The 22,141-nt window shown below is 68.2% G+C and carries 26 protein-coding genes and 1 riboswitch; of the genes, 10 read left to right on the plus strand and 16 right to left on the minus strand.

The window, feature by feature from the left end; translation table 11 throughout:
* Positions 1–65 precede the first annotated feature (65 nt).
* The 5 genes from rlmB to carD form a co-directional block, all read right to left on the minus strand.
* The gene (gene rlmB / locus ACFVMC_RS04035) at positions 66–1,040 is read right to left on the minus strand and encodes a 23S rRNA (guanosine(2251)-2'-O)-methyltransferase RlmB (RefSeq protein ID WP_379206656.1); all 975 of its coding nucleotides are present in this window, start codon (positions 1,038–1,040) and stop codon (positions 66–68) included.
* Positions 1,041–2,444 carry a cysteine--tRNA ligase gene (gene cysS, locus ACFVMC_RS04040; RefSeq protein ID WP_379206657.1) on the minus strand — a complete coding sequence of 468 codons (1,404 nt, stop codon included), beginning with the start codon at positions 2,442–2,444 and terminating at the stop codon, positions 1,041–1,043.
* A 99-nt stretch (positions 2,445–2,543) separates the two neighbouring features.
* Positions 2,544–3,008 (minus strand): 2-C-methyl-D-erythritol 2,4-cyclodiphosphate synthase, encoded by a 465-nt coding sequence (gene ispF / locus ACFVMC_RS04045; RefSeq protein ID WP_379207803.1) that lies wholly within the window; start codon positions 3,006–3,008, stop codon positions 2,544–2,546.
* A gap of 2 nt (positions 3,009–3,010) precedes the next feature.
* Entirely contained in the window at positions 3,011–3,763 is a 753-nt protein-coding gene (ispD, locus tag ACFVMC_RS04050) for a 2-C-methyl-D-erythritol 4-phosphate cytidylyltransferase (protein WP_379206659.1), read from the minus strand.
* A 3-nt stretch (positions 3,764–3,766) separates the two neighbouring features.
* On the minus strand, positions 3,767–4,255 hold the full coding sequence (gene carD / locus ACFVMC_RS04055) for an RNA polymerase-binding transcription factor CarD (RefSeq protein ID WP_040686206.1): 489 nt from the start codon (positions 4,253–4,255) through the stop codon (positions 3,767–3,769).
* Between the two features lie 382 nt (positions 4,256–4,637).
* On the opposite strand from carD, the gene ACFVMC_RS04060 reads away from it, so the two are divergent.
* Complete coding sequence (locus tag ACFVMC_RS04060) at positions 4,638–5,312, plus strand: hypothetical protein (protein WP_379206661.1); 675 nt, start codon at positions 4,638–4,640, stop codon at positions 5,310–5,312.
* Positions 5,313–5,393: 81 nt separating this feature from the next.
* On the plus strand, positions 5,394–6,797 hold the full coding sequence (radA, locus tag ACFVMC_RS04065) for a DNA repair protein RadA (RefSeq protein WP_379206663.1): 1,404 nt from the start codon (positions 5,394–5,396) through the stop codon (positions 6,795–6,797).
* Positions 6,798–6,800: 3 nt separating this feature from the next.
* Here radA and ACFVMC_RS04070 read toward each other — a convergent pair whose 3' ends face one another.
* The gene (locus ACFVMC_RS04070; RefSeq protein WP_379206665.1) at positions 6,801–7,463 is read right to left on the minus strand and encodes a hypothetical protein; all 663 of its coding nucleotides are present in this window, start codon (positions 7,461–7,463) and stop codon (positions 6,801–6,803) included.
* Positions 7,464–7,566: 103 nt separating this feature from the next.
* Positions 7,567–8,190, minus strand: a complete 624-nt coding sequence (locus ACFVMC_RS04075; RefSeq protein WP_379206667.1) for a carbonic anhydrase — start codon at positions 8,188–8,190, stop codon at positions 7,567–7,569.
* Between the two features lie 101 nt (positions 8,191–8,291).
* On the opposite strand from ACFVMC_RS04075, the gene ACFVMC_RS04080 reads away from it, so the two are divergent.
* Positions 8,292–9,194: an A/G-specific adenine glycosylase gene (locus ACFVMC_RS04080; protein WP_379206668.1), complete on the plus strand. Its 903-nt coding sequence runs from the start codon at positions 8,292–8,294 to the stop codon at positions 9,192–9,194.
* Here the strand turns inward: ACFVMC_RS04080 and ACFVMC_RS04085 are convergent.
* Positions 9,191–9,934 (minus strand): alpha/beta fold hydrolase, encoded by a 744-nt coding sequence (locus tag ACFVMC_RS04085; RefSeq protein WP_379206670.1) that lies wholly within the window; start codon positions 9,932–9,934, stop codon positions 9,191–9,193. The two genes, ACFVMC_RS04080 and ACFVMC_RS04085, sit on opposite strands and share 4 nt — an antisense overlap.
* A 31-nt stretch (positions 9,935–9,965) precedes the next feature.
* Here ACFVMC_RS04085 and ACFVMC_RS04090 point away from each other — a divergent pair, with 31 nt between their 5' ends.
* The 4 genes from ACFVMC_RS04090 to ACFVMC_RS04105 all read left to right on the plus strand — a co-directional run bounded on the left by ACFVMC_RS04090 (position 9,966) and on the right by ACFVMC_RS04105 (position 12,019).
* Positions 9,966–10,277: an antibiotic biosynthesis monooxygenase family protein gene (locus tag ACFVMC_RS04090; RefSeq protein ID WP_379206672.1), complete on the plus strand. Its 312-nt coding sequence runs from the start codon at positions 9,966–9,968 to the stop codon at positions 10,275–10,277.
* A riboswitch (cobalamin riboswitch) is annotated at positions 10,267–10,434 on the plus strand. It overlaps the preceding gene by 11 nt.
* Positions 10,435–10,464: 30 nt before the next feature.
* Positions 10,465–10,659, plus strand: a complete 195-nt coding sequence (locus ACFVMC_RS04095) for a CbtB-domain containing protein (protein WP_379206673.1) — start codon at positions 10,465–10,467, stop codon at positions 10,657–10,659.
* Positions 10,650–11,456, plus strand: a complete 807-nt coding sequence (locus ACFVMC_RS04100) for a CbtA family protein (RefSeq protein WP_379206675.1) — start codon at positions 10,650–10,652, stop codon at positions 11,454–11,456. The genes ACFVMC_RS04095 and ACFVMC_RS04100 overlap by 10 nt, the downstream gene beginning before the upstream one ends.
* 80 nt (positions 11,457–11,536) lie before the next feature.
* Positions 11,537–12,019 (plus strand): hypothetical protein, encoded by a 483-nt coding sequence (locus ACFVMC_RS04105; protein ID WP_379206676.1) that lies wholly within the window; start codon positions 11,537–11,539, stop codon positions 12,017–12,019.
* Positions 12,020–12,027: 8 nt separating this feature from the next.
* On the opposite strand, the gene ACFVMC_RS04110 is transcribed toward ACFVMC_RS04105, so the two are convergent.
* The 4 genes from ACFVMC_RS04110 to ACFVMC_RS04125 all read right to left on the minus strand — a co-directional run bounded on the left by ACFVMC_RS04110 (position 12,028) and on the right by ACFVMC_RS04125 (position 14,036).
* Positions 12,028–12,468 carry an OsmC family peroxiredoxin gene (locus ACFVMC_RS04110; RefSeq protein ID WP_379206678.1) on the minus strand — a complete coding sequence of 147 codons (441 nt, stop codon included), beginning with the start codon at positions 12,466–12,468 and terminating at the stop codon, positions 12,028–12,030.
* 134 nt (positions 12,469–12,602) lie between these two features.
* Positions 12,603–13,049 carry an SRPBCC domain-containing protein gene (locus ACFVMC_RS04115; RefSeq protein ID WP_379206680.1) on the minus strand — a complete coding sequence of 149 codons (447 nt, stop codon included), beginning with the start codon at positions 13,047–13,049 and terminating at the stop codon, positions 12,603–12,605.
* A gap of 17 nt (positions 13,050–13,066) precedes the next feature.
* A complete protein-coding gene (locus ACFVMC_RS04120) occupies positions 13,067–13,387 on the minus strand; it encodes a DMT family transporter (RefSeq protein ID WP_379206682.1) in 321 nt (106 codons plus the stop codon).
* 1 nt (position 13,388) lies between these two features.
* Positions 13,389–14,036, minus strand: coding sequence for an FMN-dependent NADH-azoreductase (locus tag ACFVMC_RS04125; protein ID WP_379206684.1), 648 nt, complete (start codon positions 14,034–14,036; stop codon positions 13,389–13,391).
* Between the two features lie 96 nt (positions 14,037–14,132).
* Here ACFVMC_RS04125 and ACFVMC_RS04130 point away from each other — a divergent pair, with 96 nt between their 5' ends.
* Positions 14,133–14,738, plus strand: coding sequence for a TetR/AcrR family transcriptional regulator (locus tag ACFVMC_RS04130; RefSeq protein WP_379206685.1), 606 nt, complete (start codon positions 14,133–14,135; stop codon positions 14,736–14,738).
* Between the two features lie 30 nt (positions 14,739–14,768).
* Here the strand turns inward: ACFVMC_RS04130 and ACFVMC_RS04135 are convergent, their stop codons facing one another.
* Together ACFVMC_RS04135 and ACFVMC_RS04140 are read right to left on the minus strand one after the other, a co-directional pair.
* Positions 14,769–15,614, minus strand: coding sequence for an ABC transporter permease subunit (locus ACFVMC_RS04135; protein ID WP_379206687.1), 846 nt, complete (start codon positions 15,612–15,614; stop codon positions 14,769–14,771).
* Positions 15,611–16,510, minus strand: a complete 900-nt coding sequence (locus ACFVMC_RS04140; RefSeq protein ID WP_379206689.1) for an ABC transporter ATP-binding protein — start codon at positions 16,508–16,510, stop codon at positions 15,611–15,613. Before ACFVMC_RS04140 ends, ACFVMC_RS04135 begins: the two co-directional genes overlap by 4 nt.
* Positions 16,511–16,619: 109 nt before the next feature.
* Between ACFVMC_RS04140 and ACFVMC_RS04145 the strand changes: the two genes are divergently transcribed.
* Both ACFVMC_RS04145 and ACFVMC_RS04150 read left to right on the plus strand, forming a co-directional pair.
* On the plus strand, positions 16,620–17,951 hold the full coding sequence (locus ACFVMC_RS04145) for a sensor histidine kinase (RefSeq protein WP_379206691.1): 1,332 nt from the start codon (positions 16,620–16,622) through the stop codon (positions 17,949–17,951).
* A gap of 27 nt (positions 17,952–17,978) precedes the next feature.
* Positions 17,979–18,641 (plus strand): response regulator, encoded by a 663-nt coding sequence (locus ACFVMC_RS04150; RefSeq protein ID WP_379206693.1) that lies wholly within the window; start codon positions 17,979–17,981, stop codon positions 18,639–18,641.
* A gap of 86 nt (positions 18,642–18,727) precedes the next feature.
* Here ACFVMC_RS04150 and ACFVMC_RS04155 read toward each other — a convergent pair whose 3' ends face one another.
* Together ACFVMC_RS04155 and ACFVMC_RS04160 are read right to left on the minus strand one after the other, a co-directional pair.
* Positions 18,728–19,375, minus strand: coding sequence for a hypothetical protein (locus tag ACFVMC_RS04155; protein WP_379206694.1), 648 nt, complete (start codon positions 19,373–19,375; stop codon positions 18,728–18,730).
* A 197-nt stretch (positions 19,376–19,572) separates the two neighbouring features.
* Positions 19,573–22,128 carry an ATP-dependent Clp protease ATP-binding subunit gene (locus ACFVMC_RS04160; RefSeq protein ID WP_379206696.1) on the minus strand — a complete coding sequence of 852 codons (2,556 nt, stop codon included), beginning with the start codon at positions 22,126–22,128 and terminating at the stop codon, positions 19,573–19,575.
* Between the last annotated feature and the right edge of the window lie 13 nt (positions 22,129–22,141).

Here is a 22,141-nt window from a genome sequence, read left to right on the forward strand (position 1 = left end):
AACCGAATTCTACGGTGACGCCGATGTTTTCGGCGGTGCCTTCGGCACCGCGTGTTCGGACCGGGCTACATCCGGCGCTGGCGAGCCACTTCCGAGAGGACGACACCCGCCGCGACCGAGGCGTTCAGCGACTCGACCGGGCCCGCCATCGGGATGCTCAGGATGGAATCGCAGGTTTCGCGAACCAACCGGGACAGGCCCTTGCCCTCCGAACCGACCACGATGACGGTGTCGGTGCTGCCGTCGAAGGTGTCCAGGGTGGTATCGCCGCCCGCGTCCAAGCCGACGATCTGATAGCCCTTGGCGGCCCAATCCTTCAGCGTGCGAGTCAGATTCGTGGCGCGCGCGACCGGAAGCCGAGCCGCCGCACCCGCACTCGTGCGCCAGGCCACCGCGGTGACGCTGGCACTGCGGCGCGACGGGATCAGCACACCCTGGCCACCGAACGCGGCCACCGAGCGGACGACCGCGCCGAGGTTACGCGGATCGGAGATATTGTCCAGCGCCACCAGCAGCGCCGGTTCGCCTCCGCCGCGCACCCGCTCCACCAGGTCGTCCGGGTGGGCATAGCGGTAGGGCGGCACCTGGAGCGCGACGCCCTGGTGCATTCCGTTGGCGCTGAGCCGATCCAGATCGGTGCGCGGCACCTCCAGGATCGAAATCCCGGCGTCCGCGGCGATTTTCACGCTCTCGGTGAGGCGGTCGTCATTGTCGGTGCCGACCGCGACATACAGCGCGGTCGCGGGCACACCGGCGCGCAGGCACTCCACCACCGGATTGCGGCCGAGCACCAACTCGGGGCCGTCGTCACCCTTGCGGGTACTCGGACGCCCGGGGGTACGACCGGACGCGGACTTGGCCGCCGCCTTGGCCTTGGCCGCGGCGCGTTTGGCCGCTGGGTGCTTGGTGCGCGCCTCGGCCGGCGGTGTGGCGCCGCGGCCTTCCAGCCCGCGCCGTCGTTTGCCGCCGGAACCGACGACGGCGCCCTTCTTGGTGCCGCCCTTGCGAATAGCCCCTTTGCGCTGTGAATTGCCTGCCATTTAGTCGTCGGCCTTTCCCGAGGAGCCCAGAGACCATTCCGGACCGGTGGGTGTATCGGTCACTTCGATGCCGGCGGAGATCAACCGGTCCCGGGCCGCGTCCGCGCTCGGCCAATCCTTGTTCGCCCGCGCCTGCTGGCGCCGTTCCAGCTCGGCGCGCACCAGCACGTCCAGGGCATCCAGCGCCGCCGAGGAATCCTTGGGCGTATGCCACAGCGGGTCCAGCGGGCAGACGCCGAGAATGTTCAGCATGGCCCGGACCTGACCGCACAGCTCGCGGGCGGACTCGAGTTCACCGGCGTCCAGCGCCTTGTTGCCTTCGGTCATCACCCGGTGGATCTCGGCGCGGGCGCGCGGCACCGCGAGATCGTCGTCCATGGCCTCGGCGAATTCCGGGGTCCATTTGCCGACCGGGACCTCGCCCGCGCGCTCGATCACCCGGTGTACGAAAGCCTCGATCCGCTGGTATTCGAGTGCGGCGTCATTGAGCGCCTTGTCCGAATACTCCAGCATGGACCGATAATTGACGCCACCGAGGTAATAGCGAAGTTCCACGGCGCGAACACGTTTGAGCACATTCGGCACCGAGAGCACATTGCCCAGCGATTTGGACATCTTCTCGCCGCCCATGGTCACCCAGCCGTTGTGCAGCCAGTACCGGGCGAAACCGTCCCCGGCGGCCTTGGATTGCGCGATCTCGTTCTCATGGTGCGGGAAGACCAGATCCATGCCGCCGCAGTGGATATCGAATTCCGCGCCGAGATAGGCCTCGGCCATCGCCGAGCACTCCAGATGCCAGCCGGGCCGGCCCGGCCCCCACGGCGACGGCCAGTGCGGCTCACCGGGTTTGGCAGCCTTCCACAGCGTGAAATCGCGCGGGTCCCGTTTGCCCTGGCCCGCGCTCTCGCCCTGGTGGACGTCCTCGAGCTTATGCCCGGAGAGCGCGCCGTAGTCGGGGAAGCTGACCACGTCGAAATAGACATTGCCCGCCGAGGCGTAGGCGTGCCCGCGATCGATCAGGCGCTGCATCAACTCGACCATCTGGGTGATGTGCCCGGTCGCTCTGGGCTCGATGGACGGCGCCTGCACGCCGAGCAGCCGGTAGGCCTGCTGGAAGGCGCGCTCGTAGGTGGCCGCCCACTCCCACCAGGGCCGGCCTGCCTCGGCCGCCTTGGTCAGGATCTTGTCCTCGATGTCGGTGACATTGCGGACGAAGAGCACGTCGTAGTCGTGGGCTTGCAGCCAGCGCCGCAGCACGTCGAAGGCGACTCCGCTGCGCACATGGCCGATGTGCGGTTCCCCCTGGACAGTGGCGCCACAGAGGTACACCGACGCACGGCCGGGAACCAGCGGCGCGAATTCGCGCATGGTCCGCGTGGCGGTGTCAAAAAGGCGCAGAGTCACGGCATTCGATCCTAGTTGGTGTTGTTTTCGCGGCACCCTCGGCACCGCGTATTCCGGGCTGGTCCTGAAAGCACCTCGCCGCGCCCCCCGGCGGCGAAGTCAGCGAGTACAGAGCAAAGCGGTGGCTATTGCCGCGACGCCTTCGCCGCGACCGGTCAATCCGAGGCCGTCGGTGGTGGTGCCGGACACCGAAACCGGGGCACCGAGCAATTCACCGAGCACTTTTTGCGCCTCGGCGCGGCGCGGACCGATCTTCGGCCGATTCCCGATCACCTGTACAGCCGCATTGACAACATCGAATCCGGCCTCGTCCAACAGCCGGACGACTTCGGTGAGCATGGCGGCGCCGGAGACATTCGCCCACTCGGGCCGGCCGGTGCCGAACACCGCGCCGACATCGCCGAGCCCGGCGGCGGACAGGAGCGCGTCGCACAGCGCGTGCGCCGCGACATCGCCGTCGGAGTGACCCGCGCAGCCGTCGTCGCCGTCGAACAGCAGACCCGCCATCCAGCACGGGCGGCCCACCTCGATCGGATGGACGTCGCTGCCGATACCTACGCGCATGGTCACCGGGTCCTCAGTTGCTCGGCCAGCAGCAGATCCAGCGGCGTGGTGATCTTGAAAGCCAGCGAATCGCCGGGAATGGTGCGCACCTTGGCGCCGAGCAATTCGACCAGGCCCGCGTCATCGGTGGTCTGCACATCGAGCGCGTAGGCGGCACGCAGCAGCTCGGCGGAAAATCCCTGCGGCGTCTGGATCGCGCGCAGTTCACTGCGATCGGGGGTGCCGGTCACCAGGCCGGTCGCGTCGATGGATTTGATCGTGTCGACCACGGGCAGCGCGGGCACGACCGCGGGGTGCCCGGCACGCAGCTCGGCAGCGACCTGCGCGATCAGCGCGGGCGGGGTGAGCGCCCGCGCGGCATCGTGCACCAGGAAATGGGCGGCTTCGGGAGCGGCAGCGATACCGGCGCGCACCGAATCGGTGCGCTCGGCGCCGCCGACCACGACCTGCACCTTGCTGCGCGGGAGAAATCCCCCACAGCCATGCCGCGCCGAGTCGTCGGCGCGCGGTCCACCCGCGGGGTCGAAGGCGGGCAGCAGGGCGACTGCGGCCTCGACCAATTCCTCGGGGACCATGACGATGATCCGGTCGACCGCTCCCGAGGCGATCAGACCGTCGACGGCCAGGCGCACCATAGGTGTGCCGCCGACCGTGACGAACGCCTTGGGTGTCGATTCACCCAGACGAACGCCCCGACCGGCGGCAGGAACCAAGGCAACGACGGCAGCGTCGCTGTCGGAATGTTCAGTGCTCACACGTCAGGAAGCCGCTGCGAGGACCTCGTCGAGCAGCGTCTCGGCTTTGCCGTCGTCGGTGCCCTCGGCGAGTGCGAGCTCACCGACCAGGATCTGCCGCGCCTTGGCCAGCATGCGCTTCTCACCCGCGGACAGGCCGCGATCCTGCTCACGACGCCACAGATCGCGAACGACCTCGGCCACCTTGTTCACATCGCCGGAGGCCAGCTTCTCCAGATTGGCCTTGTAGCGCCGTGACCAGTTGGTCGGCTCTTCGGTATGCGGCGCACGCAGTACCTGGAAGACTCGATCGAGACCCTCCTGGCCGACGACATCGCGCACACCGACGTATTCGGCGTTCTCCGCAGGAACGCGAACAGTCAGATCGCCCTGTGCGACCTTTAGGACCAGATACTCTTTCTGCACGCCCTTGATGGTGCGAGTCTCGATTGCTTCGATCAGCGCCGCTCCGTGGTGGGGGTAAACGACGGTGTCTCCGACCTTAAAAATCATGTGTCCCGTGCCCCTTTCGATGTTCACAGTTTAACATGCGACTCGGTAACGGCGCGATCAACTGTGCAGGTCAGGGCCACAACGAGCATATCCAAGGGGTTGACAGAACGGGCGTGGTGTGCATTACGTTGTGGCACAACGAGTTATCCGCACGCACATTCCCCGCCCAGCCCCCTGAACCCTTCTGGCAGCCGCTCGGCAACCGGAACAGACGGTGGTGAACCGTTATCCAACAGATGCCCACGGCTCGGGCGCGGCAAACGATTCGTGACGCATGCCATCGGGGCCAACACAACCCGACATTCACGGTCGCGGAGTCAGCTATTACGCTGCTGTCCTACTACTCTCTGTAGCGGAGCCCGGTCGACATGGAGGACAACCCGTGACTGCCCTGAATGCTGTGAACCGACGCATGGTCGCGGTTGCCGCACTCGCCGCGAGCGCGGCGCTGACGCTGACCGGCTGTAGTGCGGGGCAGATCTCGCAGACCGCCGACCAGGTCGCCGCGGTCAACGGCAACAGCGCCGATGTCGAGAAGATCGCGCTGCGCAATGTGCACATCGTCTTCCCCGGCAACGGCTACACCAACGTCAAGGGCGAGAAGGCGCTGATCGCGCTGTCCATCGTGAACCTGAGCGAGACGGTCACCGACGAACTCACCAGCGTCGACACCGAACTGGGCCCGGTCAAGGTGACCCCGCCGACCGGCCAGACCGCCCTGGTGCTGAAGCCGCAGCAGAGCGTGCTCACCGCCACCGCGCCGGCCGGTGCGGCCGCCACGGACGACTCGCACGCCCCCGATTCGCACGGCGACGGGCACGCCGCGCCGACCACCGCGCCCAAGCCGGCGACCGGCGATACCGCCGCCACCCCGGCCCTGATCGAGATCAGCGGGCTGACCAAGGACATCACCCCCGGCCTGACCTACAAGGTCCGGTTCAACTTCAAGAACAACGGCACCGTGGTCGTCGACGTGCCGGTCGACGCCGCGGACACCGAGCGCAAGGTGACCGACAAGTCCGGCCCGGCCGAAGAGGGCCACGGCGGCGGGCACTGAGCCACCCGGCAGCACGCAGGCCGTCGCACCTCCGGGTGCGGCGGCCTTCGTTTTGTCGGTGCCGCTCCGTAAGGTGCGCGTGTGGCCAAGAACAAGCCGATCTTCCGGTGCTCCGCCTGTTCCCACGAGGTAGCCAAGTGGGTCGGCAAGTGCCCCGATTGCGGCGCCTGGGGCACGGTGGACGAGGTGGCGGTCTCGGCCACCGCGGCGGGTCCCGCGCGCCGGGCCATGCTGCCCAGCACCGCGGCCGCCCCGATCTCCGCGATCAACTCCAAGGTCACTCAGGCCCGCTCGTCCGGAGTGAGCGAATTGGACCGGGTGCTCGGCGGCGGCGTGGTCGCGGGCTCGGTGGTGCTGCTGTCCGGTGAGCCCGGCGTCGGCAAGTCGACGCTGCTGCTCGAGGTGGCCTACCGCTGGGCCAGCCAGCGCGCCGAGACCGCCCTGTACGTGACCGCGGAGGAGTCGGCGGGCCAGGTGCGATTGCGGGCCGACCGCACCGGCGCGGTGCACGAACGGGTCTACCTGGCCGCCGAATCGGACCTGTCGATCCTGCTGGGGCATGTCGATCAGGTGCGGCCCACCCTGCTGGTGGTCGATTCGGTACAGACCATGCTGGCCCCTGAGGTCGACGGCGTGATCGGCGGTGTCACCCAGGTGCGCGCGGTGACCTCCGCGCTCACCTCGTTGGCCAAGGCGAGCGGGATCGCGGTGCTGCTGGTCGGGCACGTCACCAAGGACGGGAACGTGGCAGGCCCGCGCACGCTCGAGCACCTGGTCGACGTGGTGCTCCAATTCGAGGGCGACAAGAACTCCACCCTGCGCATGCTGCGCGGCATCAAGAACCGTTTCGGCAGCGCCGACGAGGTGGGCTGTTTCGAATTGCACGAGGACGGCATCTCCTGCGTGGACGACCCGTCCGGCCTGTTCCTGCACCACCGGACCGAATCGGTGTCGGGCACGGCCGTCACGGTCGCCATGGACGGCAAGCGGCCCCTCGTGGCCGAGGTGCAGGGGCTGACGGTGGAAACCGAGATACCGCAGCCGCGCCGCGCGGTGAGCGGGCTCGACTACAACCGGGTGGCCATGGTGCTGGCCGTATTGCAGAGTCGCGCCAAGGTTTTCGTCGGTAAGCACGATGTGTACGCCGCCACGGTCGGCGGCATGCGGCTGGTCGAGCCGACCGCTGATCTGGCCATCGCCCTGGCGCTGGCCAGCGCGGTCGCGGAGGAGGCACTACCGCCGGGCTGGGTGATCCTGGGTGAGGTCGGGCTGGCGGGCGAGGTGCGCAAGGTCCCGGGTATCGACCGTCGGCTGGCCGAGGCCGAGCGGCTCGGCTTCACCGACGCGGTGGTGCCGCCGGGCACTACCCGCGCCAAGGGGTCCGCCATGAAGATCCACGAGGTGGCCGATCTGAGCGCGGCCATCCGGGTCACCGGAATCCCGCGTGGGAAGCGCAAGACGAAGCAGCCGGAACCGTCCTTCTGACCCTCAGGCGATATTGAACGGCTCGGCTGCGCTGCGCACCGAACCGAGCTGTGCCACAACCGAATACGCGCCGGAATGGACCGGCACCCGCGCGCCCGCGCAATTCGGCTGCGAAGTCGACCCCGACCAGGTGACCTGGAACGCCGCCTGCTCGCCCCGGTTCAGGGTGCGCACATCGGGCTGCCCGTCCGGGTAGCAGTCGGTGCTGGACCACAGGCGCTTCTGACCGTCGAGGGAGAACACCGAGATCTGCTGCAACCCCGAGCCGACATCCCGCGAGCACGGTGTCGAGGAGATATTGGTGATCACGATGCCGAAGACCGGCTGCTCACCGGATTTGTAGGTGGGCTGCTCCACCGTCACCTTCACCGCGAGCGACTGATCCGAACACTGCCCCTGCGCCACCGGCGCCGCGGGGGCGCTGGCCGACGCGCTGGGCGCCGCCGCGTCGGTGGTGTAGGAAGGCTTGGTCTCGCCCGGTTTCGCCTCCGCCGAGGTGGCGCTGGCCGCGGCCGGTTTCGGGTCACCGGACGGATCGCCGCCGCCCCGCGCGATCATCATCACCAGCCAGATGACCAGCGCGACGGCGAATACGAGTATCCCGATAGCGAAAACACGACGACGCCAGTAGATCTCCGGAGGCAGCGGTCCAGTCGGTTCCAGCATGCCCCAACGGTAAGCGCAGGGCTGGGCAACCGGACTCTCCGGCCACGGCGTGTCGAGTCGCGGGCGGTTGCCGCGTCAGTGCAGATCCGGCGATCGTGCCAGGTCAGGCCGCTTCGCCTATATTGCCGACCACCCGTTGCAGGACGGCCTTGCCTTCGGCGAGCTTGTAGGTCACGCACGCGATGGCGAGTTGGCCCTTGGCGACCCGGTCCGCGATGACCATCGACCGTTCCGCCAGCAGAAGGCTGGTCTCCACCACATGCCGGGCCTCGAGCTCGTCCACCGTGGTGAGCCCTTCGCGGCGGCCGAGCAGAATCGACGGCGCGACCTTCTCGACCAGGTTGCGGATGAAACCGCCGGGGACCTCGCCGCCATCGAGGGCGTCGATGGTCGCCTTCACCGCGCCGCAGCTGTCGTGGCCGAGGACCACGATCAGCGGCACGTTCAGCACCTGGACGCCGTATTCGATCGAGCCGAGCACCGAGCCGTCGACGACGTGACCGGCGGTGCGCACGACGAACATCTGGCCGAGGCCCTGATCGAAGATCAGCTCGGCGGCCACACGTGAGTCGCCGCAGCCGAACAGGATCGCGGACGGCTGCTGGCCGCCCACGAGCTTGGCTCGGTCCGCCGCACCTTGGCTAGGATGCAGCAGGTTGCCGCTCATGAAGCGGTCATTGCCTTCACGCAGAGACTTCCAGGCACTGATCGGGTTTGAACGAGGCATACGGTCCATTGTGCACAAGGCAATGGTTACCAACGAGTCCGTCGCGTAACGGCGCGGCAAATATCGACTCGCCGCGGCGCGGCAGGGATGGTGAGTGTGCAGTGATCCCCACCGGACAGGTTCGGGCAATCGACGCCGAGGTGTTACTGGACTGGTACGCCGAAACCGCGCGTGATCTGCCCTGGCGACGTCCGGGCGTCACCGCCTGGCAGATCCTGATGAGCGAGATCATGCTCCAGCAGACGCCGGTGGCGCGGGTGCAGCCGATCTGGCTGGAGTGGGTGGCGCGCTGGCCGGTGCCCTCGGCGATGGCGGCTTCGGCCCCGGCCGAGGTGCTGCGGGCCTGGGGCAAGCTCGGGTATCCGCGGCGGGCCATGCGACTGCACGAATGCGCGCGCGTCCTGGCCGAACAGCACGGCGACGAGGTCCCCGCCGACGTGGACGTGCTGCTCGGGCTGCCCGGAATCGGTGCGTACACGGCGCGCGCGGTGGCCTGTTTCGCCTACGGGCAGCGAGTTCCGGTGGTGGACACCAATGTTCGCCGCGTGGTGGCACGGGCGGTGCACGGGCAGGCGGTGGCCGGTAATCCCGCCGCGCGCGATCTGGTCGAGACCGAAGCGCTGCTGCCGACAGAGGTGCCCCGCGCCGCCGAGTTCTCGGCCGCTCTCATGGAACTCGGCGCCACGGTGTGCACCGCGCGCAGCCCGGAGTGCGCGAATTGCCCGCTCCCGCACTGTGCCTGGGTCGCCGCCGGGCGGCCCGCCTCGCAGGTGGTGCGCCGGGTGCAGAAATACGAGGGCACCGATCGGCAGGCTCGCGGACGCCTGCTGGACGTGCTGCGCGCCGCGAGCGGACCCGTGGAGCGGGTACGCCTGGATCTGGCATGGACCCGGGATCCGGGACAGCGGGATCGGGCGCTGGATTCACTGCTGGTCGACGGATTGATCGAGCAGACGGTCGACGGGTTGTTCGCGCTGGCCGGCGAGGGCGACCGGGCCGGCTAGGCGAGGATCGCGCGCAGGAAGGTCTCGACCTCGGCACGGTAGCGGTCGGGCTGGTCGTCGTGGACCAGGTGCCCGGCCGCGCGGATCAGCGTGTGGGTGGCATTCGGGTTGAGCGCGGCCATCTCCCGCATCTGCCCGGGCGGCGTAATCGTGTATTCCCCCTCGAGCAGCAGCGACGGTGTGCGCACGGCCTGCCATTCGGTCCAGAAGTCGCGGGTGCCCCACTCCTCGGAGATATCGCGGAAGGTCGCCACCGAGCCGTGCAGCCGGTAGCCGTCGGGGCCGTGCTCGAAGGAGTTCAGGAAGTAGCGTCCAGCGACCGGGCCGAAGTAGTCCAGCACCGCGTCGGCGTCGGGGAACGGCTGCGGCCAGGCCTCGATCATGGCGGCCCAGCCGGCGGCGGTGCGGCCCTTGAAGTCCGGTGCGATGTCCTCGACCACCAGGCCGCGCACCCGCTCGGGATGCTGCGCGGCGAACACCCAGCCGTGCAGGCCGCCCATCGAATGACCGATCACCACCATCGGTTCGGCGATACTCGCGGTGGCCGCGGTCAGATCGGTGACGAAGGCTTCGGTGGTGAGCTCCGCCGGTGCGGGTCGCCCGTGCCCGGCCGCGTCGAAGGTGTAGACGTGCCCGTGCCCGCGCAACCAGTCCAGGTGATCGCCCCAGGTGCGCGCACTGCCCATCAAGCCATGTAGCAGCAGGATCGGCGTTCCGGCCCCGCCTTCGTCGTATAACACCGGCAGGATTCTGCCGCATACACTCACAAACATGGCTGTTGTGAAGATCAACGCGATCGAGGTTCCCGAGGGCGCGGGCCCCGAATTGGAGAAGCGATTCGCCCATCGCGCGCACGCCGTGGAGGGCTCGCCGGGCTTCCTCGGCTTCCAGCTGCTGCGCCCCGTTGCCGGGGACAACCGGTATTTCGTTGTCACCCAGTGGGATTCGGAAGAGTCGTTCGCGGCCTGGCGGGATGGGCCGGCTCGGGCAGCGCACGCGGGCAGCGGCGACAAGAAGCCGGTGTCCACCGGCGCCTCGCTGCTGGAGTTCGAAGTCGTGATGGACGTCTCCCCCAAAGGTTGACGGCGGCGGCTCACGCCTGTCACAGTTCGAAGGACAAACGCGAGGGTGATGCGGGAATCCGGTGCGAAGCCGGAGCGGTCGCGCCACTGTGATCCACGCACCCGGGTGCTCCCAGGTGCCGGAAAGCCAGACACCGGCACCCATCGCACGGACCACTCGACGGGACGCGTATCCCAAGGAGGAACTCATGGCCATCGCGCATACCCCCAGCCGGGCTTCGGATTCGCTGGCGACCGTGCTCGTCACGGTGGGTGTCGTTCTGCTCGCACTGCTCACGCTGTACCTGGTCGGTTTCGATCAGGGCGCCATCTCGCGAACCGGGATGTTCATGCATGAGTTGATGCACGACGGACGGCATCTGCTGGGGCTTCCGTGCCACTGATTCCACCCACCCCTCTGAACGACTCGCTGAAGAGCTTGCTCCTACGCGGTCTGCTGGCCGGTCTCATCGCCGGTCTGCTGGCCGCGACCGTCGGCTATTTCGTCGGTGAGCCGAAAATCGAGGCGGCCATCGCCATCGAGGAAGCCGCGTCGGAGTCGACCGGCGCGGGTCACTCGCACGGCGACCAGGCGGGGCATTCGCACGGCGACGAAGAAGAACCGTTGGTGAGCCGCACCGGACAGCGGGGCGGGCAATTCCTGGCGCTCGGCCTGGCCGGGCTCGCGCTCGGCGCGATCTTCGGTGCCGCGGCGCACTTCGCGCGCCGGTTCAGCACCCTGTCCGGGCCCGCTCTCGCGCTCGCGTTGGCGCTCGGCGGCTGGGCCGCGATCGTGGCGGTGCCGTTCTTCAAGTACCCGGCGAACCCACCCGCGGTCGGCGACCCGGAAACCATCGGCGACCGCACCTGGTTGTGGGTGGCGGCGGTGCTTCTCGGCCTCGTCGCCGTGAGCGCGGGCGTTCTCGTCGCGAAACTGCTGCATGCCCAGCCCGGCACGCTGCGGTTGATCGGCGGTGTAGCGGCATTCGTCGCGATCGTCACCATCGGATATGTCGCGCTACCGGGCATCGACGAGGTGCAGGCCGACTTCCCGGCCAGCCTGCTGTGGCAGTTCCGGGTCGCTTCCCTGGCCCAGACCGCAACCCTGTGGGCGGCACTCGGTCTCGGCTTCGCCGCCCTGACCGAATTCGCAACGCGCGGTAGTACCCGGGTAGGGGCACCGGCCGCTACGGCGGGCTGATCCGAAACCAGAACGGAGAAGGCAGTGTCGGTCTCATGACCGACACTGCCTTCTCCGTTCGGCCCCACAAACTTTCACCTGTGCCGACCGGGACGCCACGCGCGGTATCGATCGCCTTCTGCGCGCTCGTCGTCGCATTGCTGGCCGGTGTCGCCGAGGCACTGGCGCGGGCGGCGCTGACTCTGGAACGCTCCGATGCCGAACTGGGCGGGCTCGCTGTCGGACTCGCACAGCGTGCTGTGCTCTACCTGGTGGTGCTGGCGATCGCGATCCGGATGACCCACGGTGCTCGCTGGGCTCGGAACGCACTGACCTTCGGGATCGGCCTGTTCGGCCTGGCCTCCCTGCTCATCGAACCGGTCCGCGCCGTAATCGCCGCCGACAGTGTCGGCGATCTGTTCGACGGGATCACGGTGAGCGGCGTGGGAATCGCTGTCTTCCGGGGCATCCATGTAGTGGCGGTGTTGATCGCGATTCCCGCGATGTATCACCGCACGGCCCGCCCCTACTTCGAGGCTCGCGCTGTCCCGCGCACCGCCGGTACGCGGGACAGCATCCGCTGAATTGCCGGTCAGGCCAGGGCGGCGTCGAGAGTGATGTTGTCGACGCCGGCCAGCGCCTTGCTGACCGGGCAACCGGCCTTGGCGGCGGCCGCGGCGGCGGCGAAACCGTCGGCGTCCAGGCCCGAGACCCGACCGCGCACCGTCAGGTTGATTCCGGTGATCCGGAAACCGCCCGCCGGGTCCGGGCCGAGCGTGACGTCGGCGGTCACGTCCAGGCTCTCCGGGGTGCCGCCCGCATTGGCGATCTGCGCGGACAGCGCCATGGCGAAGCACGACGAGTGCGCGGCGGCGATGAGCTCCTCCGGGCTGGTCGTCCCGTCGGCGTCCTCGGCCGAGCGCTTCGGAAACGACACGTCGAACTTGCCGACGCCGGAGCTGGCCAGGGCGACCTGTCCGGAGCCATCCTGCAGGCCGCCGGTCCAGGCGGTGCGGGCGGTACGTGTTGGCATCACGGTCCTTTCGATGTGATTCGATCTGCTCGCAAGAAACCTACTCGCCCAGCCTATTCGGCGAGCGGGGATCATCGGCGCCGTTCACTACGCCCTCCATGGTCACGCTGCGCTACCGCCTCCGGGCGCTGAGCTCACGGCGCAGTCCGCCGGTCCAGTTGTTCCAAGACCAGCGGCCACGCCGCCCGATGCCGGTCGCGCGCCGCTTCGTTCGGAAAACCGCTGTGCCGCAGCCGAAGTCGGATGCCGCGCGGCTGGTGCACGAATTCGATGGTGACCACGGTCTCCGCGCCCTCGGTGCCGTCGGCGCCGGTCACCCAGGTGAACTCGACGACCCGCTCGGGTTGCAGACGCAGGAAGCGCCCATAGTGCGGATGGCGTTTGCCCTCGACTTCGGTTTCGAAGAAGAACGGTTCGTTCACCGCGGGTTTCATCACCACCGAGCCGGGCGCGGCGAACCAGATGTCGAAACCCTGGGTCAGGGCCGCGTATAACAGCCCCGGGGAGGCGGCCATCACCCGTTCGACGGTGAGCTGGTGTGGTCGGTCGGACAGATCCGGTATCCGAACTGGCTGATCCATTCGACCGACCATACTCATCACTCGGGATTGGTGACCCGGGCCAGCACGATGCCGCCCAGAATCAGAGCCAGCGACAGCATGCGGCCCACACTCATCGGGTCCCGGTGCACCAGGACACCGAGCCCGATCGCGCCGATCGCGCCGATGCCGGTGAACACGGCGTAGGCGGTGCCGACCGGCAGGGTCTGCATGGCGCGCGAGAGCAGATACACCGCCAGCGCGCCGAGCACGAAGCACAGCAGGGTGGGCAGCGGTTTGGTGAAGTTCTCGGTCGGCTTGATGCTCTGCGACCAGATGATCTCGACCAGGCCCGCGACGCCCAGGACGACCCAGTTCATGTCAGTACTCCTTGCCCAGTGTGTGCGCCGCGTCCAGCGCGGCCCGATACGAAGTGTCGTGCTGTGCGCGCAGGTGCGCCAACGCCGGATCCTGGCGCGCGTTGGCCAGCTCGGCGTTGACGAAGACCGTGTCCTCGACGGCGAAGTGGCCGGCGAAGAAGTCGCGCAGGAAGCGCTCCTGATAGTCGAAGCGCGCCTTCGGTGCGCCCGGCGCGTACGCCCCGCCGCGGGCGGTGACGACGACGAAGCGGGTGGGCGCCAACGACATTCGCGGAAATGTGATCTGGTCCAGCCAGGCCTTGAGGCTGGCCGGGATCGAGTAGTTGTACATCGGGGTGCCGATGAGCACCACGTCGGCGGCCCGCACCTCGGCCAGCAGCGGCGCCACGATCGCCCAGGCCGCGCGCTGCGCGGGGGTGCGCGCGAGTTCCGACAGCCGGTCGAGATCGGTTGCGCCGGCGGCGAGTACGCCGTCGCAGAGTTCGGTCCAGGCTTCGCCGATGAACGGGACCGGATCGGCGGCGAGGTCGCGGTAGCGGTAGTCGCCGTCGGGATGCGCGGCGCGCCAGGCACCGGCGAAGGCGGCGCCGAGCTCCCGGCTCAGGGAGTTGCGGCGGGCGCTGGCGTCGAGGTGCAGCAGGGCGGTCATGACTCCTCCATAAGTGGACACTGTGTCCGTTTCACATCTACGGTAGAACAGAACCGGACACTCTGTCCACTTATTCCGGAGGTTACTGTGAACGCCATGAACCCCGCGGATCGCGACCTGCTGGCCGGCGCCGCCGCACCGCCCGAGCGTGCCGATGCGGCTCGCAATCGGAGCAAGATCCTCGCGGCCGCCGCCGAATTGTTCGCGCACCGCGATCCACGCACCGTCACCATGGACGACATCGCCAAGGCCGCCGGTGTCGGACGGGGGACGCTGTATCGCCGCTTCCCGACCGTCGCGGCCGTCGCGCTGCCGCTGCTCGACGAACACGAGCGCGTCATCCAGGAACGCCTGCTGCGGGGCGATCCCCCGCTGGGGCCGGGCGCGCCGCCCGGCGAGCGACTCGCCGCCTTCTACGCCGCCATGGTCGAATTGCTGGACGGACACGCGCATCTCGCGCTCGGCGCGGAGATCGGCAGCGCCCGCTTCGACACCGGCGCCTATCAATTCTGGCGAATGCACATCCGCACATTGCTACGTGAATCCGGTGTGCCGGAACCAGACTCGCTGATCGAACCACTGCTCGCACCGCTGGCCGCCGAGGTCTATCTGAACCAGCGGGCACGCGGGCTCGACAACGCGGCGATCGTGGCGGGCCTGCGCCGCCTGGCCTTCGCGGTCACCACGCCGGAAAACCGCTGACAGCTCGGCCGCCAGCGGTTTCGACTACCTTCAGACCAGATCCCGGCGCCGCACCAGCCACAGCGTGCCCACCGCGAACAGCGCCAGGTAGACCCCCAGCACCACCAGCGATTCCGTGCGGGACAGAATATCCAGCACGCCGGGCGTCGGCGGGCCGTCCACGGTGCGCATCGCGCCCGCCAGCGAACCCGCCGCGGTACCGGGCAGGCGATCGGTCAACGCCGCCAGCGGGCCGAGAATGCCGGAGACGCCACGCAGCAGGTTCTCCACCACCAGCACCCAGACCAGTCCCAGACCGACCGCGAGCGCCGGACCGCGCGCGATCGTCCCGATGAACGCGCCCGCCAGCGTCCACATGCCGAGAATCATGGTGCCAGTGACGATTCCGTTCACCGCCTGGCCGACGGTGGGCAGCGTCAGCGACGCGTCCTGCGACACCGCGATCACCGACGCCACACCCAGATCGACCACGAAGGCCGCGCAGACCAGCGCGAACACCACCGCCAGCAGACTCAGCAGGGTGCCGCCGAACGCCGCCGAACGCGAAGGCCCCTGCGTGAGAACGGTTTTCCAACTGCCCCAGCCGTAGCCGCTGCCCAGCACCAGCGCGCCCAGGATCAGCATCAGCGCGCCGCCGAACATCGCCATCCCCTGGGTGAACACCTCGGGCACCGCCGCGGGCAGCAGCTGACGCAGCAGCACGTCCTCGGGCAGATTGTCGGACATGGCGCTCTGCCCGCCGGTGTAATCCAGATAGTTGAACAGGTAGGCGAAGGTCAGATTCAACAGAATCCAGGTGCCCAGAATGATCCAGAACGCGGGCCATTTCCGCAGCCGCAGCAGTTCCGCCCGCGTGCTCGCCAGCAAGCCGCTCATTGTGCCGTCTCCATTTCGGTCAGTTCGAAGAACACTTCTTCCAGGGATTTCTCGTCGACGCGTAGTTCGAGCAGATCCGCGCCCGCAGCGACCACCGCGCGCGCCACCTCGGGCGCCGCCGCCGGTCCGGCCTCGATCCGGATACCGCCCGCGGTCAGCAGCGCCTTGCCGTCCAGTGCGCCGCGCACGGCAGGAAACGCCAGTTCCAACGGTTCGGCACGGAGCAACAGCGATGCGCCGCCGCGTAATTCGGCCACCGACGACTCCGTGCGCAGTCGCCCGCCGGCGATCACGCCGACCCGATCGCAGATCTCCTGCACCTCGCTGAGCATGTGGCTGGACAGCAGCACGGTGTGCCCGTCGGCCGCCAGCGCGGTGATCAGCGCACGCATCTCGGCCATGCCCGCGGGATCCAGACCATTGGTCGGCTCGTCCAGAATCAGCAGTTCGGGACCGCCCAGCAGTGCGGCGCCGACGCCGAGACGCTGTTTCATGCCGAGGGAATAGGTCCGAAACCGATCGCCTGCCCGATCGGCCAGGCCGACCCGTTCCAGGGCCGCCGCCACCTCCGCGTCACCCAGGCCGCGATAGCGCGCCAGCACGCGCAGGTTGTCGCGGCCGGACAGATACGGATAGAAGCCGGGGCCCTCGATCAGCACGCCGATCCGGCGCACCACATCGGGGTCGCCCGGCTGGTGGCCGAGCACCGTCGCCGAGCCCGAACTCGGGCGGATCAGGCCCGCCAGCATCCGCAGCGTGGTCGTCTTGCCAGCGCCGTTCGGACCGAGAAAGCCGTACACCTCGCCGGGTTCGACGCGCATGGCGACGTCGTCGACGGCCGTGTGAGTGCCGTAACGTTTGGTCAACCCCGAGGTGACCACGATGGATTCGTTCATGGATCGAGAATCCATCGCCACCCGCCCCGGCCACATCCGTCGCGCGGCGACGTTCGACATACGTACTGCGGCGCACGCCGAACCGACCCGATCCGCATAGGCTGAGGGCGTGAAGGCGGCGGACATTTCGAAACGTGGCTGGGTCGGGGATCTGGTTCTCGCGGCGGTCATCGCGGCGGTGCAGGTCATGGGCGGTCGCGGCGCGAATCTGGGACAGACCGGCGTACGCGCGCTGGACTGGCTGGGTTACGCGCTCCTGCTCGCCGGTCCGGTGGCGCTACTGTTCCGCAGACGTTCGCCCATGGTCGTCCTACTCGTGATCCTCGCGGCCTGCGTGCTCTACGTGAGCATCGGCTACGGGTACGGGCCGATCTTCCTGTCGCTGGTCGCCGCGTTCCTGACCGCCGCGACGGTCGGATCCCGCTGGTGGACCTATCCGATCGTGCCGCTGGGCTACCTCTTCTTCGTCTGGCCGGTACCGAGTTGGTTCGGCCACACCACCAATGGCTGGCAGGTGCTCGGGCTGGCCGCCTGGATGACGGTGCTGGTCGGCATCGCCGAGGGCATCCGGCAGCGGCGCTCGGTGCTCGAAGCGCGGCAGCAGCGGGCCGAGGCGGCCCGAAGAGACGAGGAGGCCCAGCGTGAGCGGCGGGCGACCGAGGAGCGGCTCGCCATCGCCAGAGAATTGCATGACGTTCTTGCACATAGCCTTTCGCTGATCAACGTGCAGTCCTCGGTGGCGCTGGAATTGTTCGAGCGCAAACCCGAGCAGGCCGCGTCCGCCCTGGCCGCGATCAAGACCGCGAGCAAGGAGGCACTCGCCGAGGTGCACACCCTGCTCCAGACCATCCGCACCGGAACGGTGATGGAACCCGTTGCCGAAGAAGCGGATTCGGCGCTGGACGAGGTCGGCGAACGCCGCCGGGCCCGCGCGGCCGCCCAGGAAAGCCCCGTCGCCCAGGAACGCCCGGCGCAACCGCGTCCGGCGCCGCGCGCGCCCGCCCCCGGCATCGCCGATCTGGACGGCCTGGTGCAGCGCAGCCGCACGGCGGGCCTCCAGGTCGACACACGCGTCCTGGGCGAACCGCAGAAATTGCCGAGCGTCATCGACGTGGCCGCCGCGCGCATCATCCAGGAATCGCTCACCAATGTCGCCCGGCACGCACCCGGCGCCGACGCCACGGTCACCGTCCGCTATGCCGCGGAATCGGTCGACCTCACCATCGACAACACCCGCCCGCTGGGCAACCAGCCCCGCGCCGGCGGAACCGGCGGCAACGGCATCGTCGGCATGCGCGAACGCGCACACGCCCTCGGCGGCGCGCTGACCGCGGGTCCGCGCCCCAGCGGCGGGTTCCGGGTCGCCGCGCGCCTGCCCATTCGCGCGCGGGACCGCGCGCAATCGGCCGCGTCGGGCAGTCCGTCGGCGCAGGATAGATAGGGATCGGCCGATGCGCGGGAGGGCAGCGTGAACGTACGAGTACTCGTCGCCGACGATCAAGCGCTGGTGCGCGGCGGCTTCGTGGCGCTGCTCGACGCGCAGGACGGCATCGAGGTCGTCGGCGAGGCGGACAACGGCGAACAGGCCGTCCGGATGACCCGCGCGCTGACGCCCGACGTGGTCCTGATGGATATCCGCATGCCGGTCCTGGACGGTTTGGCCGCCACCCGCATGATCGCCGAAGACCCGCAGCTCGCCGCGGTGAAGGTCGTCGTGCTCACCACCTTCGAACTCGACGAGTACGTCTTCGAGGCAATGCGTTCCGGCGCAACGGGTTTCCTGGTCAAACACACCGAACCCGCCGACCTGGTCCGCGCCGTTCGCGTCGTGGCCGAGGGCGAGGCGCTGCTGTCCCCCGGAGTCACCCGCCGTCTGATCGCCGAATTCTGCGCGCACGCCAAAGCGCCGCCACCCGCAACCCTCACCGAGCTCACCGACCGCGAACGCGAGGTGATGACGTTGGTCGCCGAGGGACTGACCAATGCCGAGATCGGCGAACAGCTGTTCATGAGCCCAGCCACGGCCCGCACCCACGTCAGCCGCATCCTGATGAAACTCGGCGCTCGCGACCGGACCCAGTTGGTCGTCATGGCCTACGAATCGGGCCTGGTCCGGCCCGGCTGGCAGTAGGGCGCCCTCCGCCGGGCCGGAAATGGGAAATGCCCGCCGCCGGTGCTGTGCACCGGCGGCGGGCATCGCGACCCGGAACTACTCGATCAGGGCAGCACCTGCGGGATCACCTGCGGTGCGACGGCCCCCACAATCGCGCCGATAACGGCGGCCCACAGCGCGTTGCCGATCAAGCTGACCGCACAGAGCGGGATACCGACGATGGAAATAACCATGGGCACGCAGAAGACAGCGCCGATGACCAGACCGATACCGGCACCGGCCGCAGCACCGTTCTGAATCGGATCAGAGTTCTGCGCACCCGGGTTGGTGGCGATGTCCTTCAGCTCGGCCGCCGCCTCCGGCGAAACCTCAGGGGTCATCGACAGCGTCTTGCCGTCCGCCGAGACCTGAGTAGCCACCGGAATGGACTTACCCGAGGCCGTCTGCAGAGTCAGCGGGAACTCGCTGACCTTGGTACCGGCGGCGGATTCGATGCGCAACGCCGACGAATCCGCGGTCAGAGCGAACTTGCCGTTGTCCAGCACGGTGGTGATGGACTTCAGATCCGGCGTGACGGTGGTCTTGTAATCGATGCCTTCGGCATTACCCGCGGCGGCCAGGCTTTCCGCCCACCGCGCCTGCTCGGCCGCGTAGTCGGTCGCGGACGCAGTCCCAGCGCTGGCCAGGGTGGCCGCCACCGCGAACGGCAGCACACCGGTAATCACCTTGCGCAGGACAGTATTACGAAACACGAGAATTCCCTCCCGACCCCGATCCCCCATGGAACCCCAAGTCCCCCAGTCGAATCGAAGTGTTGATGTTGATCGACAGGGATATTTCTAACCGAAGACCACCGATGCGCAAACTTAATGTGACCAGAGGCACAATTCAACGCCGAAGGCCCGCCCCCACCGCGAACGCGGTGCGGACGGGCCTTCGTCGCTTGTGCTTACTCGCCGGAGGCGGCGGCTTCGCCTTCGCCCGCGCCCGCGAGGACCGCGATCTCGGGCTTGTCGTCGATGGTCTCCTTGGTCAGCTTCGCCTTCGGGGTGAAGGTGAACTTGGCGTTCTCGCCGGAGCCCTCGCCGTCCCAGCCTTCGACATCCACGAACACGGTCTGACCGGGGCCGATCTCGCCGAAGAGGATCTTCTCCGACAGCTGGTCCTCGATCTCGCGCTGAATGGTGCGGCGCAGCGGCCGGGCACCGAGCACGGGATCGAAGCCACGCTTGGCCAGCAGCGCCTTGCCCTGCTCGGACAGCTCCAGCGCCATGTCCTTGTTCTTCAGCTGCTTCTCGACGCGGCCGATCATCAGATCCACCATCATGACGATCTGCTCGTTGGTGAGCTGGTGGAAGACGATGACATCGTCGATGCGGTTGAGGAACTCGGGGCGGAAGTGCTTCTTCAGCTCATCGTTGACCTTGAGCTTCATCCGCTCGTAGTTCGACTGGGTGTTGTCGGAGGACGTGAAGCCCAGGCCGACGGCCTTCGAGATATCGGAGGTACCCAGGTTCGAGGTGAAGATCAGCACGGTGTTCTTGAAGTCGACCGTGCGGCCCTGACCGTCGGTGAGGCGGCCGTCCTCGAGCACCTGCAACAGGGTGTTGTAGATCTCCTGGTGGGCCTTCTCGATCTCGTCGAAGAGCACCACGGAGAACGGCTTGCGGCGCACCTTCTCGGTGAGCTGGCCACCCTCCTCGTAGCCCACATAGCCCGGAGGGGCACCGAACAGGCGCGAGGCCGTGAAGCGGTCGTGGAACTCGCCCATATCGATCTGGATGAGCGCGTCGTCGTCGCCGAAGAGGAAGTTCGCCAGCGCCTTGGACAGCTCGGTCTTACCGACACCGGACGGACCGGCGAAGATGAACGAACCGGACGGACGCTTCGGATCCTTCAGGCCGGCGCGAGTGCGGCGGATGGCCTTGGACACGGCCTTGACCGCGTCCTCCTGGCCGATGATCCGCTTGTGCAGCTCGTCCTCCATGCGGAGCAGACGGGTGGTCTCCTCCTCGGTGAGCTTGAAGACCGGGATACCGGTCCAGTTGGCCAGCACCTCGGCGATCTGCTCGTCGTCGACCTCGGCCACGACATCCAGATCACCTGAGCGCCACTGCTTTTCGCGCTCGGCCCGCTTGGCGACGAGCTGCTTCTCCTTGTCGCGCAGGCGCGCGGCCTTCTCGAAGTCCTGCGCGTCGATCGCGCTTTCCTTCTCGCGGCGGGCGTCGGCGATCTTGTCGTCGAACTCGCGCAGGTCCGGCGGCGCGGTCATCCGGCGGATGCGCATCCGGGCGCCGGCCTCGTCGATCAGGTCGATCGCCTTGTCCGGCAGGAACCGGTCGTTGATGTAGCGGTCGGCCAGGGTGGCCGCGGCCACCAGCGCGCCATCGGTGATGGAGACCCGGTGGTGCGCCTCGTAGCGGTCGCGCAGACCCTTGAGGATGTTGATGGTGTGCTCGACGGTCGGCTCGCCGACCTGCACCGGCTGGAAGCGGCGTTCCAGGGCGGCGTCCTTCTCGATGTACTTGCGGTACTCGTCGAGCGTGGTCGCGCCGATGGTCTGGAGTTCACCGCGGGCCAGCTTGGGCTTGAGGATGGAGGCCGCGTCGATGGCGCCCTCGGCCGCGCCCGCACCCACCAGGGTGTGCAGCTCGTCGATGAACAGGATGATGTCGCCGCGGGTGTTGATCTCCTTGAGCACCTTCTTCAGGCGCTCCTCGAAATCACCGCGGTAGCGGCTGCCCGCGACCAGGGAACCCAGGTCGAGGGTGTAGAGCTGCTTGTCCTTGAGGGTCTCGGGGACCTCGCCGTTGACGATGGCCTGGGCCAGGCCCTCGACGACCGCGGTCTTACCGACACCCGGCTCGCCGATCAGGACGGGGTTGTTCTTGGTGCGGCGGCTCAGCACCTGCATGACCCGCTCGATCTCCTTCGAGCGGCCGATGACCGGGTCCAGCTTGCCTTCCAGCGCGGCCTGAGTCAGGTTGCGGCCGAACTGATCCAGCACCAGCGAGGTGGACGGCGTACCCGTCTCCCCGCGCGGGCCCGACTCGACCGGCTCCTTGCCCTGGTAACCGGACAGCAGCTGAATCACCTGCTGGCGCACGCGATTCAGGTCGGCGCCCAGCTTCACCAGCACCTGCGCCGCCACGCCCTCGCCCTCGCGGATGAGGCCGAGCAGGATGTGCTCGGTGCCGATGTAGTTGTGGCCGAGCTGCAGCGCCTCACGCAGCGACAGCTCGAGCACCTTCTTGGCGCGCGGGGTGAACGGAATGTGCCCGGACGGGGCCTGCTGCCCCTGGCCGATGATCTCCTCCACCTGGCTACGCACACCCTCGAGCGAAATGCCGAGCGATTCCAGCGACTTCGCCGCCACGCCCTCGCCCTCGTGAATCAACCCAAGCAGGATGTGCTCGGTGCCGATGTAGTTGTGGTTGAGCATCCGGGCCTCTTCTTGGGCCAGGACAACGACACGCCTCGCGCGGTCGGTGAACCTCTCGAACATCGCTCCCTCACTC

Origin of the sequence: Nocardia sp. NPDC127579, assembly GCF_042672005.1 — a bacterium.
GTDB lineage: Bacteria > Actinomycetota > Actinomycetes > Mycobacteriales > Mycobacteriaceae > Nocardia.

Excerpts from the sequence above, each read along its gene's own strand:
- ACFVMC_RS04135 (WP_379206687.1), bottom strand. The coding sequence starts at position 15,614 with ATGAGCGGCTTGCTGGCGAGCACGCGGGCGGAACTGCTGCGGCTGCGG.
- ACFVMC_RS04130 (WP_379206685.1), top strand. The coding sequence starts at position 14,133 with ATGAACCCCGCGGATCGCGACCTGCTGGCCGGCGCCGCCGCACCGCCC.
- ACFVMC_RS04090 (WP_379206672.1), top strand. The coding sequence starts at position 9,966 with ATGGCTGTTGTGAAGATCAACGCGATCGAGGTTCCCGAGGGCGCGGGC.
- ACFVMC_RS04140 (WP_379206689.1), bottom strand. The coding sequence starts at position 16,510 with ATGAACGAATCCATCGTGGTCACCTCGGGGTTGACCAAACGTTACGGC.
- ACFVMC_RS04125 (WP_379206684.1), bottom strand. The coding sequence starts at position 14,036 with ATGACCGCCCTGCTGCACCTCGACGCCAGCGCCCGCCGCAACTCCCTG.
- ACFVMC_RS04115 (WP_379206680.1), bottom strand. The coding sequence starts at position 13,049 with ATGGATCAGCCAGTTCGGATACCGGATCTGTCCGACCGACCACACCAG.
- ACFVMC_RS04075 (WP_379206667.1), bottom strand. The coding sequence starts at position 8,190 with ATGCCTCGTTCAAACCCGATCAGTGCCTGGAAGTCTCTGCGTGAAGGC.
- ACFVMC_RS04070 (WP_379206665.1), bottom strand. The coding sequence starts at position 7,463 with ATGCTGGAACCGACTGGACCGCTGCCTCCGGAGATCTACTGGCGTCGT.
- ispF (WP_379207803.1), bottom strand. The coding sequence starts at position 3,008 with ATGCGCGTAGGTATCGGCAGCGACGTCCATCCGATCGAGGTGGGCCGC.
- ACFVMC_RS04095 (WP_379206673.1), top strand. The coding sequence starts at position 10,465 with ATGGCCATCGCGCATACCCCCAGCCGGGCTTCGGATTCGCTGGCGACC.
- rlmB (WP_379206656.1), bottom strand. The coding sequence starts at position 1,040 with ATGGCAGGCAATTCACAGCGCAAAGGGGCTATTCGCAAGGGCGGCACC.
- ACFVMC_RS04160 (WP_379206696.1), bottom strand. The coding sequence starts at position 22,128 with ATGTTCGAGAGGTTCACCGACCGCGCGAGGCGTGTCGTTGTCCTGGCC.
- ACFVMC_RS04110 (WP_379206678.1), bottom strand. The coding sequence starts at position 12,468 with ATGCCAACACGTACCGCCCGCACCGCCTGGACCGGCGGCCTGCAGGAT.
- ACFVMC_RS04120 (WP_379206682.1), bottom strand. The coding sequence starts at position 13,387 with ATGAACTGGGTCGTCCTGGGCGTCGCGGGCCTGGTCGAGATCATCTGG.
- carD (WP_040686206.1), bottom strand. The coding sequence starts at position 4,255 with ATGATTTTTAAGGTCGGAGACACCGTCGTTTACCCCCACCACGGAGCG.